General features: G+C 64.6%; 16 protein-coding genes and 1 pseudogene. 14 read left to right on the top strand and 3 right to left on the bottom strand.

Annotated elements, in window-relative coordinates:
* Positions 1-53 precede the first annotated feature (53 nt).
* Positions 54-956: an ArdC family protein gene (locus tag BFN67_RS19290; RefSeq protein WP_080921129.1), complete on the top strand. Its 903-nt coding sequence runs from the start codon at positions 54-56 to the stop codon at positions 954-956.
* A gap of 133 nt (positions 957-1,089) precedes the next feature.
* Here the strand turns inward: BFN67_RS19290 and BFN67_RS19285 are convergent, their stop codons facing one another.
* Positions 1,090-1,299, bottom strand: a complete 210-nt coding sequence (locus BFN67_RS19285; protein ID WP_080921128.1) for a hypothetical protein — start codon at positions 1,297-1,299, stop codon at positions 1,090-1,092.
* A 134-nt stretch (positions 1,300-1,433) separates the two neighbouring features.
* Here BFN67_RS19285 and BFN67_RS19280 point away from each other — a divergent pair, with 134 nt between their 5' ends.
* The 13 genes and pseudogenes from BFN67_RS19280 (at position 1,434) to BFN67_RS19220 (ending at position 15,168) form a co-directional block, all read left to right on the top strand.
* Complete coding sequence (locus BFN67_RS19280; protein WP_080921127.1) at positions 1,434-1,748, top strand: PadR family transcriptional regulator; 315 nt, start codon at positions 1,434-1,436, stop codon at positions 1,746-1,748.
* Positions 1,735-2,934 carry a chromate efflux transporter gene (gene chrA, locus BFN67_RS19275; RefSeq protein WP_080921126.1) on the top strand — a complete coding sequence of 400 codons (1,200 nt, stop codon included), beginning with the start codon at positions 1,735-1,737 and terminating at the stop codon, positions 2,932-2,934. Before BFN67_RS19280 ends, chrA begins: the two co-directional genes overlap by 14 nt.
* Before the next feature lie 13 nt (positions 2,935-2,947).
* Positions 2,948-3,331 (top strand): VOC family protein, encoded by a 384-nt coding sequence (locus tag BFN67_RS19270; RefSeq protein WP_080921125.1) that lies wholly within the window; start codon positions 2,948-2,950, stop codon positions 3,329-3,331.
* Positions 3,332-3,388: 57 nt separating this feature from the next.
* A pseudogene (locus BFN67_RS19265) lies at positions 3,389-3,625 on the top strand (zincin-like metallopeptidase domain-containing protein); the annotation flags it as partial.
* On the top strand, positions 3,622-3,993 hold the full coding sequence (locus tag BFN67_RS19260; protein ID WP_012561401.1) for a DUF2958 domain-containing protein: 372 nt from the start codon (positions 3,622-3,624) through the stop codon (positions 3,991-3,993). The pseudogene BFN67_RS19265 and the gene BFN67_RS19260, both read left to right, overlap by 4 nt.
* Before the next feature lie 177 nt (positions 3,994-4,170).
* A complete protein-coding gene (locus BFN67_RS19255) occupies positions 4,171-6,306 on the top strand; it encodes a ParB/RepB/Spo0J family partition protein (protein ID WP_012561400.1) in 2,136 nt (711 codons plus the stop codon).
* A 56-nt stretch (positions 6,307-6,362) separates the two neighbouring features.
* Positions 6,363-6,584, top strand: a complete 222-nt coding sequence (locus BFN67_RS19250) for a hypothetical protein (RefSeq protein ID WP_012561399.1) — start codon at positions 6,363-6,365, stop codon at positions 6,582-6,584.
* A 108-nt stretch (positions 6,585-6,692) separates the two neighbouring features.
* On the top strand, positions 6,693-7,250 hold the full coding sequence (locus BFN67_RS19245) for a hypothetical protein (RefSeq protein WP_012561398.1): 558 nt from the start codon (positions 6,693-6,695) through the stop codon (positions 7,248-7,250).
* A gap of 63 nt (positions 7,251-7,313) precedes the next feature.
* The gene (locus BFN67_RS19240; RefSeq protein ID WP_067179938.1) at positions 7,314-7,730 is read left to right on the top strand and encodes a hypothetical protein; all 417 of its coding nucleotides are present in this window, start codon (positions 7,314-7,316) and stop codon (positions 7,728-7,730) included.
* Positions 7,723-8,367: a hypothetical protein gene (locus BFN67_RS19235; protein ID WP_012561396.1), complete on the top strand. Its 645-nt coding sequence runs from the start codon at positions 7,723-7,725 to the stop codon at positions 8,365-8,367. Before BFN67_RS19240 ends, BFN67_RS19235 begins: the two co-directional genes overlap by 8 nt.
* A 157-nt stretch (positions 8,368-8,524) precedes the next feature.
* Positions 8,525-12,856 carry a bifunctional class I SAM-dependent methyltransferase/DEAD/DEAH box helicase gene (locus BFN67_RS19230; protein ID WP_080921123.1) on the top strand — a complete coding sequence of 1,444 codons (4,332 nt, stop codon included), beginning with the start codon at positions 8,525-8,527 and terminating at the stop codon, positions 12,854-12,856.
* Positions 12,856-13,896, top strand: a complete 1,041-nt coding sequence (locus BFN67_RS19225; RefSeq protein WP_012561394.1) for a DUF7146 domain-containing protein — start codon at positions 12,856-12,858, stop codon at positions 13,894-13,896. Before BFN67_RS19230 ends, BFN67_RS19225 begins: the two co-directional genes overlap by 1 nt.
* A gap of 345 nt (positions 13,897-14,241) precedes the next feature.
* A complete protein-coding gene (locus tag BFN67_RS19220) occupies positions 14,242-15,168 on the top strand; it encodes a DUF2493 domain-containing protein (protein WP_012561392.1) in 927 nt (308 codons plus the stop codon).
* 263 nt (positions 15,169-15,431) lie between these two features.
* Here the strand turns inward: BFN67_RS19220 and BFN67_RS19215 are convergent, their stop codons facing one another.
* Positions 15,432-15,731: a hypothetical protein gene (locus BFN67_RS19215; protein WP_012561391.1), complete on the bottom strand. Its 300-nt coding sequence runs from the start codon at positions 15,729-15,731 to the stop codon at positions 15,432-15,434.
* A gap of 365 nt (positions 15,732-16,096) precedes the next feature.
* A complete protein-coding gene (locus BFN67_RS19210; RefSeq protein ID WP_080918558.1) occupies positions 16,097-17,140 on the bottom strand; it encodes an IS110 family RNA-guided transposase in 1,044 nt (347 codons plus the stop codon).
* Positions 17,141-17,229: the final 89 nt, after the last annotated feature.

The following is a 17,229-nucleotide window of genomic DNA, read 5'->3' as shown; positions in this document are numbered from 1 at the left end:
GGTCGGTTGAAGGGGCGAGAGAAGCTCGCGCCGCCGGCAACGGAGATTCCCCAATGTCCAGCACATCTACATCTGTCCAGCGCGCCGACGTCTATTCCCGCGTCACGGCCGAGATCATTTCCGCGATCGAGCAAGGCGCCGGCGAATGGCGTGCACCCTGGTTCCACAACGGCACCAGCGTCGCGCGTCCGACCAACGTCTCATCCGGCAAGCGCTATCGCGGCATAAACACGCTGGCGCTCTGGGCCGCGGGCTTCGCAGCCGGATATGGCGACGGCCTCTGGGGCACCTACAAGCAATGGCAGGATGCCGGCGCGCAGGTGCGTGAAGGAGAACGCTCCACCACAGTGGTGTTGTGGAGGGAGATTCAGGTTTCCCGGCAAGCCGACAACGAAGACGATGATGACGGGCATCGGCGGATGTTCGCCCGCGCATTTTGCGTCTTCAACGTTGCTCAGGTTGATGGCTACGAGCGCCCGGTAACTCCGATGCTGCCCGAGGCCGAACGCCTCGCTCATGCAGAGGCTTTCATCGCGAACCTGGGCATCAAGACTGAGTTCGCCGGGTCGGAAGCCTATTACCGCCCGTCGACCGACACCGTGTCCATGCCGCCGTTCACCTTGTTCCGCGACGCTGCGTCATTCTACGGTGTCTGGCTGCACGAGACCGGTCACGCCAGTGGCGCCAAGCACAGGCTCGACCGCGATCTTTCCGGACGCTTCGGATCGGCGGCCTATGCCGCCGAAGAATGCTCCGTTGAGATTCTTAGCGGTCTGGTCCTGGCTGATCTGGGTATCGCCCACCATCCGCGTCCCGATCATGCCGCGTATGTCGCCTCGTGGCTCAAGGTCCTGAAGGACGACCCCAAGGCCATCTTTACCGCCGCCAGCAAAGCACAACAGGCAGCCGACTGGATGCATGCCCAGCAGCCCCAGAGTGAGGAGATCGCAGCATGACCAGCATCCTGCGCCTAGCTTCTTCGGGCAGTTGGAAGCGCGCTCGATACTTATCCAGTCAGCGATCAGCCGTCGTGCCGCTTGTGTTGGCGGGGTTGCTCGTGGGTACCAGCATCCCCCCGTTCGAGATGCTTTACTGCCATGCGGCCTCGTTTTTCTTTTCGTAGTCGCCAAACGCCTTCTTCAGGCCGCCCAACACCTCGGCTGCAGTTTCGAACATCGCCTTGAGCTGTGGCTCGTCCACTTTTTCAATGTCCTCCCGCAGATGGTCCATCGTTTCCTGAAGTCGAGCTTGCATGTTCTGGGTGTGATGGCGGGGATCGCGGTCCTGTTCACTGATCATGAGAATGCTCCATTGGTTGGGTTGCGATTCACCCGCCCGTCATCGGGCGCGGGTTGTGAACCTAACCAATGAACCATATAATCGGTTCCCGATATCGAAGTTCGAGTTTGAGATGATTTTGGGACAGCCAGAACATGGAACATCAGGAACTGTTGTCGGGATTCATACGACTGCATGTCCTGCATCATGCCGCCGAAGGCGATCTTTACGGGCAATGGATGATCGAAGAACTGGCGCGGCACGGTTATCGCGTCAGCCCAGGCACGCTTTATCCGATGCTCCATGCCATGGAGCGCAAGGGCTATCTCGAATCGCGCACGGAGCGCGCCGGCCGATCGCATCGTCGCGTCTATCGCGCCACAGCCTTTGGGGTCGAAGCCCTAGCCATTGCGCAAGACAAGATTCGGGAGTTGTTTCGTGAGGTCGTATCCGCAGATGACGGTCGATGAGAATGCGCATCGCGGAACCGCGGGCGAAGTCTTTCGCGCCTTTCTCAAACTCGGCGTGACATCATTTGGTGGGCCGATCGCCCATCTTGGCTATTTTCGAGATGAGCTCGTCATCCGCCGCAAATGGATCGATGAGGAAGGTTACGCCGATCTCGTTGCGCTCTGCCAGTTCCTTCCCGGACCCGCAAGCAGCCAAGTTGGGTTTGCACTCGGGCTGCTGCGTGGCGGTCCACTCGGAGCGCTCGCGGCATGGTCTGCTTTCACGTTACCGTCGGCCGCCCTTCTCGTCTTGTTCGCGTTTGGTGCGACCGCCTTCGCGGGACCAGCCGGAGCGGGGCTTCTTCACGGCCTCAAAGTAGTTGCCGTTGCCGTCGTCGCTCAGGCGGTCTGGGGCATGGCAAGAACACTTACGCCCGATCGTGAACGCGCCAGCATCGCTCTGGCGGCGGTGCTGATCGTGATCTTTGCAGCAGGCTCGATCGGGCAGATTGCGGCGATCGTTGCCGGCGGGGTCGCCGGATTATGGCTGTGCAAAGGAGGAACCGTCCCCACAGGCGGGCATTTGCGTTTCAGAGTGTCCAAATCTGTCGGTGTCGCTGCGCTTGCGCTGTTTTTCGTGCTGCTTGTGATGCTGCCGATTCTCGCGGGCACGTCGCAAGGGGTTGCACTGTTCGATTCATTCTTCCGCGCCGGTTCTCTCGTTTTCGGCGGAGGTCATGTCGTGCTGCCGCTGTTGCAGGCCGAAGTCGTCCCTTCAGGCTGGGTCGGCGACAACGCTTTCCTGGCCGGATATGGTGCGGCACAGGCCGTGCCGGGGCCGCTTTTCACCTTTGCTGCATACCTCGGAACGGTAATGGGGCCGCAACCGAACGGCGTCGCCGGTGCTGCGATCGCGCTCGTTGCGATTTTCCTGCCCGGCTTCCTCCTTCTGATCGGCGCATTGCCCTTCTGGGACATGTTCCGCATGCGACCGGTAGCACAAGCAGCAATGCGGGGAGCTAACGCGGCTGTTGTCGGTATCCTTGGAGCCGCCCTCTACAGTCCGGTGTGGACCAGTGCCGTCCTCGCACCGCGCGACTTCGCGCTCGCGCTTGCCGGCTTCTTGCTGCTCACCGTGTGGAAGACCCCACCATGGATCGTTGTCGTGCTGTTGGCCGCTACTGCCACCGCACTCAGCCTGATCTGAAGGAGGAATTGATATGGCTACTGTCAGCGTTCGTTACATCGTCGATGATGTTGATGCGGCGATTGCATTCTACACACGGTCCCTCGGATTCACCGTCTCTATGCATCCGGCTCCGAGTTTCGCAATGCTGGCCAGAGGCGATCTGCGCCTTCTGCTCAACGGAACGACGGGACCAGGCGGAGCGTCGCAGCCCATGCCGGATGGTCGCAAGCCTGAACCCGGCGGGTGGAATCGCATCCAGATCGAGGTCGCCAACCTTGAAGATCAGGTCGAACGCTTGCGGACTGCCGGCGTCAGATTTCGCAATGACATCGTGACTGGCGTGGGTGGCAAACAAATCCTCGTCGACGACCCGGCAGGAAACCCCATCGAACTGTTCGAGCCGCCGAACAGGTAGTTTCCACCGTCCATAAATTCACGCAGCGTTGAATTTTAGGCTGGACTGTCAGGATATATCGCCGAGATGAACGCCGCCTTTTGCTGCGCCTCACTCGGCATCGTCCCGACCGTCCGCCACGCCGATTATATAGGCTCCTGGCTCGAGGTTCTGCGCGAGGACAATCGCGCCATCGTGCGCGCCGCAAGTCAGGCGAGCAAGGCCGCCGACTGGCTGCTCGCACACCTTCCCGAAGCGGACGCCGGAGATCGCCTCGAGGCGAGCATTCCCGATTGCGACAGGAGGGCGGCATGATCCTCCTGACCGACGAACTGCGTAAGCCGCTACTCGCCAATGGCCGCCGGCGCGATACCGACCATGTGCCGCTCGTAAAATTCTTCAACCCGCTGGGTGAAGGCGTCTGGCTCGCCACCGAACTGGACGAGGATGGCGACACGTTCTTCGGGCTGGCCGATCTCGGTAACCCTGAGCTTGGCTCCTTCTCGCTGCAGGAGATGTCGTCGCTCCGCCTGCCGTTCGGCATGGGGATCGAACGGGACATCCTCTTCACGGGGGATTTCCCGCTCTCCGTTTGGGTGGAAGCCGCGCGGCAGGCCGGCAGCATCCGGGCGGCAGAGCGCATTCTCTATCAGGCCGCTCGGTCACGGCACGGCGGCCATTGACGCGCAAATACGTGAAGGCGTGAAGTCGGCTTTGAGGCTTTGCGCTTCCACGCGGCGATAGGCTTTCCTGAAGCGTTCGCGGTTCGGGGTGAGAGAGTAAGAGGGGGAACGGGATTTTCGTGACGGGTTGGAGGCCGAGAGAGAGGCTTTCGGCCGCCCGTCGCGGAGTACATCCCGATGGCTACTGCCGTTCAGAAGATCACCTTGTCGTCCTCACGCGACATCCCCTTCAACAAGCTGGTGCTGAGTCAGTCCAACGTCCGGCGCGTGAAAGCCGGCGTCTCCATCGACGAACTGGCGGAGTCCATCGTCCGCCGCGGCCTCATCCAGAGCATCCATGTCCGTCCCGTGGTGAACGCCGAAGGTGCGGAGACCGGCATGTTCGAAGTCCCCGCCGGCGGCCGCCGCTACCGCGCCCTCGAATTGCTCGTGAAGCAGAAGCGCCTCGCCAAAACCGCACCGGTCCCCTGCGTCGTCTCTGACTCCAAGGCCGATGTGTTGATCGACGAGGTGTCGTTGGCCGAGAATATCGAGCGTGCGCCGTTGCATCCGCTCGATCAGTTCCGCGCCTTCCAAGCCATGCGCGACAAGGGCATGACCGACGAGGCCATCGCGGCCGCCTTCTTCGTCCCGCTCCAGGTGGTGAAGCAGCGCCTGCGGCTCGTCACCGTCTCGCCCGCGCTCCTCGACGTCTATGCCGAAGACGGCATGACCCTCGAACAGCTCATGGCCTTCTCGATCTCGGAAGACCACGCGCGTCAGGAGCAGGTGTGGGAAGCGATCAGCCATAGCTGGTCGAAGGAACCCTATCAGATCCGCCGCATGCTGACCGAGACCACGGTCCGCGCCTCCGACAAGCGCGCGGTCTTCGTCAGTATCGACGCCTACCAGGCCGCAGGCGGCTGCATCCTGCGCGACCTGTTCCAGGACGACGACGGCGGCTGGCTTCAGGACCCCGTTCTGCTCGATCGACTCGTCGCCGAGAAGCTCAAGACCTGCGCCGACGAGATCGCCGCTGAGGGCTGGAAATGGGTCGATGTGGCCATGAGCTTTCCCTACGGCCACGATCATGGCCTTCGCGAACTTTCTGGCACGATCGTCGATCTGACCGAAGAGGAGCGCGCAACCCGCGAAGCCTTGCGAGCCGAGTATGATCGGATCGAGGAGGAATATTCCGAGGCCGACGAGCTGCCCGACGACATCGATCAGCGCCTTGGCGAGATCGAGCAGGCACTGGAAGCCTTCGAACGGCGGCCCGTCACCTACGATCCGGCCGATATCCGCATCGCCGGCGTTTTCGTCAGTCTCGACAGCGACGGCTCGCTGCTGGTCGAGCGCGGCTATGTGCGGCCTGAGGACGAGGCGCCGGTCGAGTCCGACGGCGATGACGATCAGACCGACGCCGATGGCAGCAATGCGCCCGCTGTCCAGCGCGCGGTCATCACCATCGGAGGCCAGCCCGCCGAGCCCGAGGAGGACGACGACGACAGCCTCAAACCCTTGCCCGAACGCCTCGTGATCGAGCTGACGGCCCATCGCACGGTGGCGCTGCGCAATGCGGTGGCGGAAAATCCGCAGGTCGCCATGACCATGTTGCTGCACAAGCTGGTCAGCGACACCTTCCGCCACACCGCGCCAACGGGCTGCCTCGAGGCCAGTGTCCGGCACATCTTCTTTCCGGCTCAATCCGACGAGTTGAAGGAGAGCGACTCCGCCCGCGCGGTCAACGAGCGGCATGAACGCTGGGGCGATCACGTCCCGGCCGACGACGAGGCGCTGTGGGCCTGGCTGACCCATCTCGACGATGGATCACGTATGGACCTGCTGGCCCTGTGTGTCAGCTACGGCGTCAACGCGCTCTTCGAGCGGCCGAATCCGCATTCAGGTTCGGGCGTGAGCCGCCATGGCCTCGACGTGCGAATGGCGCAGGCGGACCGGCTCGCTCGCGAAACCGGCCTCGACATGGTCGCGGCGGGCTGGCGGCCGACCGTGGGCAACTATCTCGGCCGTGTCACCAAGCCGCGTATCCTCGAAGCCGTTCGCGAAGGCGCCGGCGAGAGGGCCGCGCAGCTCATCGACCACCTGAAGAAGGGCGACATGGCCAAGGAAGCCGAGCGCCTGCTGGCCGACACCGGCTGGTTGCCCGAGCCGTTGCGGCTCGCCTCGCTCGACGGCGAACAGGCCAACGATGCCGGGGAGCAGACGGACGGCGGCGATGACACGGCGCTGCCGGACTTCCTCGCCGAGGATGGCGAGGAGGACGATGGCGCCGATGCCGAGGACGAGGAAGCCGGCCTGGTCGCAGCCGAGTGAACACGACAACGGGGAGCGGTCTCGGCCGCTCCCCGTATTTCTTCAAGGAGATCATCATGCCCGTTATCAACGCGCTGACGACGCGCCGCGTCGTGTTCCAGTATCTCGTCCCCGTCCATGTCGAGGTGGAGGACGGCCTTGTCACCCGCGTCACCGTGATCGACGAAACCCCGGTGCGCGATCCCGCCGTCGTCGAAGGGGACGCGACCTATCTGGCCGCGGCGGTCATTGCCTCCGACGACGGTCAGGCGTGGCCCTCCTGGTCCTTCGGCTACTGACGGGATCGGCTTCAGCACCGGCGATGAGAGGGAGAGTTTGGGCCGGTCTGCCGTGACGGGATAGCAGGTGGAGGAGAGGCCTCCGTCGCCCGTCGCGGAGTATTCCCGATGACCCATGCCAGTACTGCCCCCTTTGTCTCGATCGGTCAGATCCTCGCGGAGAAGGTGCTGCCGCCACTTCACCGCGCGCAGAAACTCCCGCTACGCGTCTCCTGCCTCGGCACGATCAGCTATGCCGGGGCCACCGACGCCGACTGCCGTGACCGGACCATTCCGCTCGGCGACGCGGCGTCCCCTGAAGACGCCATGACCTTTGCCGCCATGCGCGTCGCGCGCAACGACATCCTTATCGGCCCGGATGACACGCTTCATTTCCGGCCACGGTTGATCGTCGTGCAGGATAACGCGCTGGGCCTGGTCCTCGCCGGTGACATCCGCGCCGGCGTCATCCTCTGGCAGCACCCCGTCGCCAGCGACCGCGAAGCCTGCCGCATCGTCGCCGAAGCGAGCCGGATTCGGGGCCTGGCCTTCGCCGCCTCCGGACGCGGCGATCACGGATCGGCGCGCGACCTTCGCTACCAAGCCTCCCGCCTTGAAGCGCGTCTGGTCGATCCGCTGTGGCGCGAAATCGCCACCGATCTTCTCCGGCTGCCGCAGGCGGCCTGACCCCGTCCCATTCCTTCAATCAGCCCGGCCTCGCGCCGGGCTTTGTCGTTTCAGGAGCCTGCCATGGCCGACTTTTTCACACATTTTTCCTGCCTGCTCGACGTCGGCACCCCCGACAATGCCGCGCGGGCACTCGACCTCTACAACACGCTCTCCGAAGAGGGCGCGTCGGAGGAGCCCCCGTCCGATGGCTTCCTGCTCTCGATCCAGCCCGAGCATGGCGGGAGCAAGCTCTGGATGCGCGACGACGTCACCGGCGATCCCGAACGCCTGATCCAGTTCGTGAAGCGCTGCGCCGCCGAGTTCACACTGACCGGGCGCTGGGGCTTCCAATACGCCAACACCTGCTCAAGACCGCGCGTCGACGCCTTCGGCGGTGGCGCGCATGTGCTCGACCTCGCCACCGGCGAGACGGTGGCCTGGACCTACACCAGCGGCTGGCTCGCCGACGTGCTCGACGGAGGCGATCCCGATGCCTGAGGTCATCGAAACCACCGTCTATCGGCTCGGCGAACTCTCCGAACCGGCCAAGGAGACAGCGCGATCATGGTATCGCGAGAACGGCGTCGAGCACGATTGGTTCGAGTGCGTCTATGACGATTTCGTCCGCATCGGGGAGCTGCTCGGCCTGTCCTTCAAGACCCGGCCGGTCCGGCTCTATGGTGGCGGCAACCGTCAGGAGCCTCGCATCTGGTTTTCCGGTTTCTGGAGCCAGGGCGACGGCGCCTGTTTCGAGGCCTATTATCGCTATCGCAAGGGCGCGCCGAAGGCGCTGTGCGATTACGCCCCTCAGGACGAGACCCTGCATCGCATCGCCGACGCGCTGCAAGCCGTGCAACAGCGCAATTTCTTCCAGCTCCGCGCCGAAACCACGCATCACGGGCGCTACTACCATGAATACTGCATGTCGGTTTCCGTGGAGCGCGACAGTCCGACCTGGCAGCCCCTGACCGACGGCGCGGAAGACGCCGTCACCGAGGCGCTGCGCGATCTCGCCCGGTGGCTCTATCGCCAGCTCGAACGCGAGTATGAGCATCTGACCTCCGACGAGGCGATCGACGAATCCATCGCCGCCAACGACTACACCTTCACCGAGGCCGGTCGCCGGTTCGGTTGATACCCAAAGCGCCCAGCCTTCGCGGTTGGGCGCTTTTTTCATGTCAGCCATTGCGAGTCCCTTGAGAGGAAGAGGGCGGCCGGAACGGGGCGAGTCCGGGCGGTTGAGAGAGAGCGCCGCGCGGGCTTCCCGTATCCGCTCTCCCGAGGCATTTCCCATGACCCTGGCTTTGACATCAGCGGCGGCCGACGCCGCCGCATCCCCTCCTGTCGTTCCCGTTCCTGCAGCAGAGGTCGCCGCGTTCGGCGCGGCCCTGCGTCTTCTGACCCACCTCGAGCGAGGCGAGCGCATCGACGCCGCTGCGCTACGCAGCGCGATGGAAGCAGCGTTCGGCGCGTCGGACACGACCGGCGCCTGGATCTGGAAGACGGCTTATGACGCCTGCGAGGCTGCGACCGTCCTCTTCCTTCAGAAATACGGCAAGGCGCTTTTCCGCAAAGCCGCTTCTCCGGCTGCACGGCTTTCCGCCATCACGAAAATCACCGGCCTCCTGCCGACGCACACGCGCCGCTCCGAGGAAAGTCAGGCATTGCAGCAATTTTCGACGCCGACGCCGCTTGGGCTCGCCGCCGTGACCGCGGCCGCCATTGCGCCGGGCGACCTCGTGCTTGAGCCGTCGGCCGGCACCGGGCTGCTCGCAATCCTCGCCCAGATCAGCGGCGGCGAACTTCTCCTCAACGAGCTGTCCGACGCCCGCGCCAATCTGCTCGCCGCTCTCTTCCCAGCCATCGCCGTCTCGCGTTTCGACGCGGCCCAGATCGACGATCATCTCCCGCCGACCCACGCGCCCGCCGTCGTCATCATGAACCCGCCGTTCTCGGCCATGGCCCATGTCTCCGGCCGCATGAGTGATGCCGCCTATCGGCATGTCGCCTCGGCCCTGGCGCGTCTCGCCGACGGCGGCCGGCTGGTCGCCATCACCGGCGCGAACTTCGGGCCCGAAATCCCGGCCTGGACCGACGCTTTCAGGCGGCTCCAGAAGTGTGGCCGCGTCGTCTTCACCGCAGCGATCGACGGCTCGGTCTACGCTCGGCACGGCACGACGATCGAGACCCGGCTGACCGTCATCGACAAGCTCCCGGCTGACGATCCGGCCGTCTTCCCGGCCTCTGCGGGCGTTGCGCCCGATGTCGCGACTCTGCTCGGCTGGGTCGAGGCTCAGGTCCCCTCACGCCTCGCTGCCGCTACGCCGTCAGCCCCGCCTGCCGGTCCGGCCGCTCCACCGCGCATTGTGCGCGGCTATCTCGCGCGCGCCTCGGCGGCTCGCCCAGCCGCGTCGCTCGCCATTGAGCCGGAGGGGGCCGAACTCGCCTATGAGACCGTCGACTGGACGCCGCCCGAGGGCGCGCGTCTCACCGAGGCGATCTACGAAGAATACGGGTTGCAGTCGATCCGCATCCCCGGCGCACAGGCGCATCCGACCAAGCTCGTGCAGTCGGCGGCCATGGCCAGCATCGCGCCGCCCAAGCCGAGCTACCGGCCGATGCTGCCGGCGAACATCTGCGATCTCCTGTCCGACGCCCAGCTCGAAACCGTCATCTTCGCCGGCGAAGCCCATTCCGACTTCCTCGCCGGATCATGGACGGTCGATGAGACCTTCGATCTGGTGAAGGCTGCTCCCCCCGACGCCGAAAACGCCTTGCGCTTCCGGCGCGGCTACATGCTCGGCGACGGGACCGGCGCCGGTAAGGGCCGCCAATCAGCGGGCATCATCCTCGACAACTGGCTGCGCGGCCGCCGCAAGGCGGTCTGGGTCTCGAAATCGGACAAGCTGATCGAGGACGCGCAGCGCGACTGGTCAGCGCTCGGCATGGAACGGCTGCTGGTCACGCCCCTCTCGCGCTTCCCGCAGGGCAAGCCCATCACCCTGTCGGAAGGCATCCTATTTACGACCTACGCCACGCTACGCTCCGACGACCGCGGCGAGAAGGTTTCGCGCGTCCGGCAGATCGTCGATTGGTTGGGCTCCGATTTCGATGGAGCCATCATCTTCGACGAGGCGCACGCCATGCAGAACGCCGCTGGCGGCAAGGGAGAACGCGGCGATGTCGCCGCCTCGCAGCAGGGCCGCGCAGGCTTGCGCCTCCAGCACGCCTTGCCGAACGCGCGCGTGACCTATGTCTCCGCCACCGGCGCCACCACGGTCCACAACCTCGCCTATGCGCAGCGCCTCGGCCTCTGGGGCGGCGAGGACTTCCCCTTCGCCACCCGCGCCGAATTCGTCGAAGCCATCGAGGACGGCGGCGTGGCGGCCATGGAGGTGCTCGCGCGCGATCTGCGTTCACTCGGGCTCTACACCGCCCGGTCGCTCTCCTATGACGGCGTCGAATACGAGCTGATCGAACACCAGCTCACCGGCGAACAGCGCGGCATCTACGACGCCTACGCCGGAGCCTTCGCGGTCATCCATAACAATCTCGATGCGGCGATGCAGGCCGCCAACATCACCGGCAGCGACGGCACGCTGAACAAGCAGGCCAAGTCCGCCGCTCGCTCGGCATTCGAGTCCGCCAAGCAGCGCTTCTTCGGCCATCTGCTCACGTCGATGAAGACGCCGACGCTAATCCGTTCGATCGAAGGCGATCTCGATGCGGGCCATGCTGCCGTCATTCAGATCGTCTCGACCGGCGAAGCCTTGATGGAACGTCGGCTGGCGGAGATTCCGACCGATGAATGGAACGACGTGCGCGTGGACATCACGCCGCGGGAATACGTCCTGGACTATCTCGCCCATTCCTTCCCGGTGCAGCTCTACGAGCCCTTCACCGACTCGGAGGGCAATCTGTCGTCGCGTCCCGTCTATCGGGATGGCCAGCCTGTCGAGAGCAGGGAAGCCGTCGCCCGTCGCAACGATCTGATCGAACGGCTCGCATCGCTCCCGCCAGTCCCTGGCGCGCTCGACCAGATCGTGCAGCGTTTCGGAACGGAGACGGTCGCGGAGGTGACGGGCCGATCGCGGCGCATCGTGCGCAAGGGCCATCGCCTCGTCGTCGAGAACCGCGCGCCATCGGCGAACCTCGCCGAGACCAGCGCCTTCATGGACGATCAGAAGCGCATCCTCGTCTTCTCGGACGCGGGCGGCACCGGGCGTAGCTATCACGCCGCACTCTCCGCGCGGAATCAGCGCCTGCGCGTTCACTATCTATTGGAACCGGGCTGGAAGGCGGACGCCGCCATTCAGGGCCTCGGTCGCACCAACCGCACCAACCAGGCGCAGCCACCGCTGTTCCGACCGATCGCCACGGATGTGCAAGCGGAGAAGCGCTTCCTCTCCACTATCGCCCGCCGCCTCGACACGCTGGGCGCGATCACGCGCGGCCAGCGCCAGACCGGCGGACAGGGCCTGTTCCGGCCCGAGGACAATCTGGAATCGACCTACGCGCGCGATGCCCTTCGCCAGCTCTATCTCCAGATCGTGCGGGGCAAGGTCGAGGGCTGCTCGCTCCAGCGTTTCGAGGACGCCACCGGCCTGAAACTGATGGATGCCAACGGCATCAAGGATGAGTTGCCGCCGATTACGACCTTCCTCAACCGGCTGCTCGCCCTCACCATCGAGCTGCAAGGCATCCTGTTCACCGCCTTCGAACTTCTGCTCGAGGCGAAGGTGGCGGGCGCGATCGCCAGTGGTGTCTATGACATCGGACTGGAGACGCTGACGGCGGAGAGCTTCGTCGTCACCAAGCGGACCACCATCTACACCCATCCCGCGACGGGGGCGGAAGCGCGTCTTCTCAGCCTTGTCGAGCGCCGCCGCAATCGGCCGACGTCGACGGAGAGCGCGCTGGCTTGGCTGGACGATCCGCATGCCCGGCTGCTCGTGAATGAGCGCTCTGGCCGAGCCGCCGTACAGATTCCGGCGCCGTCGCTCATGCTCGATGATGGCGAGATTGAAAGCCGCGTGCGGCTGATCCGGCCGATGGAGCAGCATCACGCCTCGCTGAAAATGATGGCCGACAGCCACTGGCGGGAGGTCGATCGCGAGGCCTTCGCCGCCATCTGGCAGCGCGAGGTGTCGGAGGTCCCGACTTTCGCCGAGAGCACGATCCATATGGTCAGCGGCCTGTTGCTGCCCGTCTGGAAGCGCCTGCCCAACGAGTCGACGCGCGTCTATCGCCTTCAGACCGATGACGGCGAGCGCATCATCGGCCGACGCGTCTCACCGGCCTGGGCCGCCAACGCTGCCTCGACCGGCGCGACCAACCTCGGCGTGGAGGACGCCCATGCGGCCCTGATCGACGGCCGCACCATTCTCGACCTTGCCGAAGGCCTTCAGCTTCGCCGTGCCCGTGTCATGGGCGCGAACCGCATCGAACTCTCCGGATTCACGGACGCGATGCGCGACCGGCTGCGGAGCTACGGGCTGTATAGCGAGATCATCTCGTGGAAGCTGCGCTTCTTCGTGCCCGTCGACGCTACCGGCCCGACCATCCTCGGAAAGCTGCTCGACACCTATCCGCTGTCGCGCATCTCCGAGCGGGAGGCGGCATGATGGCACGGATCGACGCCTCCGATCTGGCGCACCGTCTCGGCCGGCAGGCCGAGGCGGTCTGCCGCCACTACCTTTCCAACGGTCGCCGTCAGGGCGGCTATTGGCAGGTTGGCGACGTTCGCAACGCCAAGGGCCGCTCGATGTTCGTGCGGCTCCGCGATACGCCGAAGGGCCCAGCGGGCAAATGGAACGATGCGGCCACGGACGAGCATGGCGACCTGCTCGACGTGATCCGGGAATCGCTCGGCCTCATCGACTTCACCGATGTCGTCGAAGAAGCGCGCAGCTTCCTCAGCATGCCGCAACCCGAACCACGACCGGCGCCATCACGACAGGGCAGAGCGCCAGCCCCATCGGGATCGTCTGAGGCGGCGCGCCGCCTCTTCGCCATGTCGCAGCCGATCGCGGGCACCATCGTGGAAACGTATCTCCGTAAACGCGGGATTACGGCTTTGCACGGAACCGGCAGCCTGCGCTTTCATCCGAGATGCTATTACCGGCCCGAGGATGACGGCCCGACCGAAACCTGGCCGGCGATGATCGCCGCGGTCACCGATCTGGGCGGCACGATCACCGGAGCCCATCGTACCTGGCTCTCGCCCGACGGCTCCGACAAGGCGCCGATCGACACGCAGCGCAAGGCAATGGGCGATCTGCTCGGTCATGCCGTCCGCATCGGCGTGCCCGGCGATGTGATGGCGGCCGGCGAAGGCATCGAAACCATGCTGTCGTTGCGTCAGGTCATGCCCGACATGGCGATCGCGCCCGCGCTCTCGGCGGCGCACCTTGCCGCCATCCTGTTCCCGTTGACGCTTCGCAGGCTCTACATCGTCCGCGACAACGATCCGGCAGGAGACGGCGCGCGGGACAATCTGATCGAACGCGCCAATGCGGCCGGGATCGAAGCGATCGTGCTTTCGCCGGTGCTCGGGGACTGCAACGAAGATCTGCGCCTGCTTGGACTCGATGCGCTCCGGTCGGGAATCCGCGTGCAGCTCGCCCCCCAGGACGTCGCTCGCTTCATGGCGATCGCAGCATAGCCGGTATCTGAAAGCGAGGCGGCCCGGCGCCGCCTTGCTCCCTGGCTGCTGGACCCGTCAGAGGGATCACGCCTCGGCCTTCGAGAGGGCGATCGGCCGTCAGCCGGGCCGGATCGGCAATGGCTGCGGCCGACGATTTTCCGGCGGCGCATGTCCACCCCACGCGGCAGGCCGCGCGGGGACCCCGAACCCGCGCCTTTCCATCGCGAAACAAAATCGGCGGCCTACGCGATCCTCCGCTGACGCTTCGGCCCTGCGCCTTGCTCCGGGTGCAGGTCCGACCCGCCCGACGGCTTCGTCGCCATGAAGGCCGCGACGGTCGCGGTCCAACCGACGGAGCATCCCATGAACGAGCACGACGACTTCGAACCGCACCACGACTCGTCTCCCACCAACGACATGCTGCAGGAACTCCAGCTCTACGGCTACCGCCCCTCCGAGGACGAACCCGATCCCCGCCCGGTTCCGGAAGACCGCGTCATCGAAGGAGCCGTCGCAGACATCTTCGACGCCCTCATCGCCACCCTGGCCGACACCAGCCTCGATCACGACCTCAACGAACTGCTCTGGTCGACCGTCAATATGTTCCACCGCGCCGTCAGCCGCGTCGAAGATACGCTCGACGACAACGAACAGGGCCAGAAGCGCCTCCAGCGCGAACAGGACGGATCCGAGGTCAAGTCGCTGCAGCTCGAGAACCTGATCGACATGGGCAAGAGCCTGATCGAACGCCGCGACAGCCTGGAAGTCTTCCGCGAAAGCGCCGCCGAGCATTACCTTCGCGTCACCGGCTCGCCGTGGTCGCCCCGGACCGGATCACGGGTCAACCATCGCCATCTCACCGCCGCGATGATCGACAGCCGCGACTTCCTCGCCGCCAAGCGACGCGCGGAAACCGAGCTGCTGGTTCCGGCCGGGCCGAAGATCGCCTTCTCCGGCGGCGACACCACCGACCACCAGGCCATCTGGACCAAGCTCGACCAGATCCACGCCAAGCACCCCGACATGGTGCTGATGCACGGCGGTACGCCCAAAGGCGCCGAGAAGATCGCCGCCCGCTGGGCCGACAGCCGCAAAGTGCCGCAGATCGCCTTCAAGCCCGACTGGACGAAGCACGGCAAGGCCGCGCCCTTCAAGCGCAACGATCAGATGCTGACCGTCATGCCGATCGGCGTCGTGATCTTCCCCGGAACGGGCATTCAGGACAATCTCGCCGACAAGGCCCGCAAGCTGGGTATTCCGGTCTATCGGTTCGGATCGGGCGGCGCGTAAGCGCCGCCCTCGGCTGTTGCCTCCAACCGACGTCGACGTGCCCGAAGGTCGGAACTCCGCCATGCCTCGTGTAAATCAATGCAAATCAGGCGCAGCAACCGGGTTGGATATTTCTGATATCTTGGCATCTTGGCGCGATGCCGGACCTTCTACCATTCCCAGATGACTTCGCGCCGGACCTTCATCTCTCCGAGACGTTCCGGCGAAACGCCATGTCTCAACTCGACTGCGCCGTCTGGGCGGCCAAGAAATCCATCGATAGCCTAGCCCTTCACTCGATCGCCATCGCCACCGAGTTGTTGCTCAAATCTCATCTGCTCCGCACCGCAAGCACCGACGCCTGGAACCGTGCGCAGATCGGTCACAATCTCGATCGGGCAGCCCGATACGCCGAACGCGCCGGTCTGAACCTGCCATCCCGACTCGCGCTCGTTGTCGATCAGCTTCATCCGTATTTTCAGCGCGGCGGATTTCAGCGCGGCGGTCCGCGAGCCTGGCCGGCGGGATTTGCGGATGATGCCTGCGACATTGTGCGTGAACTCGCTCAAACGGTCTTTGATCATGCACGTCAGGACGCCCACGGCTCCTGAAGCGAAAACGACCACACCCCATTGCGCTGATCCTTGGTCCGGCCGCGGGCCTGACGCCATCAACCCGTAATATGTGGAACGGCCCGCGGTGCAAGGATGCTTTTCAGTCGATTTCACCACATGAGGACGGTGCGGTCATATGTCCGGCCTACTGGTGCGGTCATGACCGCTGGCCTCGATGAAGTCCGCGAAGCAGGTGGCTGGATCAAGGGGGCGCGCTTTGTGCGCGTCACGGGTTTCGGCCTGTCCTGTTTCGGGATTTCGTCCCGTGGTTCATCGTCTGTTGTGCACCTCACCTGCCGGGGGTCGCCGGGCAGCTCGTCTCGGCGGTCCTGCGCTTATGCGGCGACAGGTCCTGCCTCGATTCCTGTTGGATCTCGGTAGATTCCACCTCTGGTCAGCAATACCCAGATCATCCGGGCGATCTTATTGGCGAGCGCCACCGCCACGACCTTGAAGGGTCGCCGCGTGAGCATGTTCTTCAGCCACGGCCAAACTCGGTCGCGATACTGCACATGACGTAGCACCGATGCCGCCCCCGTCGTCAGCAATGATCGCAGCACCGGATTGCCCATCTTCGATATTCGCCCTAACCGTTCTTTGCCGCCGCTGGAATGCGCTTTCGGGGTGAGCCCGATCCAGGCTGCAAAGTGGCGAGCGGATTTGAAGCCGGCGGGATCGGGAACGAATGCCTTTACGGCCATGGCGATAATGGCGCCAACGCCAGGGATGGTCGCGAGGCGCCGCATCTCATCATCCTGCTTGGCCTGGATGACGATCTCACGTTCGAGTTTGTCGATCTGTGTGGCGAGCATCTCGATCTGATTGATGATTTCGGTCAGGGCAAAGCGCGCAGCCGGAGGAAGTCGGGTGTCTTCCTCATCCCGGATGATTGGCGCCAATGCTTTGACGTTGGCGATGCCGGTCGGAGCGATGATACCCAGCTCTCCCAAATGGGCGCGCAATGCATTGATCGCTTGTGTCCTCTGACGCACCAGTAGGGCCCGCGTTTTGAGCACCATCACCGCAGCCTGCTGCTCAGCCGTCTTAACCGGGACGAACCGCATCGTCTTTCGCGTCACCGCCTCAGCGATGGCTTCTGCGTCGGCGGCGTCGGTCTTGCCGCGCTTGACGAACGGCTTGACGTATTGAGGCGGTAGCAGCCTGACATCGTGGCCGAAGGCCGAGATCTCACGCGCCCAGTAGTGCGCACTGGCGCAGGCTTCCATCCCGACCAGGCACCGTGGCAATCTCTCGAAGAAACGCAGCACCTCGGCGCGACGAAGCTTCCGGTTGAATAGCGGAGTGCCCTCGGCATCCGCGCCAAAAGCCTGGAAAACGTGCTTCGCCAAGTCCAGTCCAATAGTGGTAACATCTTTCACGGAACGGTCCCTCCTTGTGGCGTTTGCGACAACGACCACCTTTTAGCACTTCGATGCTGTCGGAGCGGGCCGTTCCACCTCATCAAGGG

Origin of the sequence: Manganibacter manganicus, from assembly GCF_002075885.1 — a bacterium.
GTDB lineage: Bacteria > Pseudomonadota > Alphaproteobacteria > Rhizobiales > Rhizobiaceae > Mesorhizobium > Mesorhizobium manganicum.
This window is presented reverse-complemented; position numbering and strand designations above follow the sequence as displayed.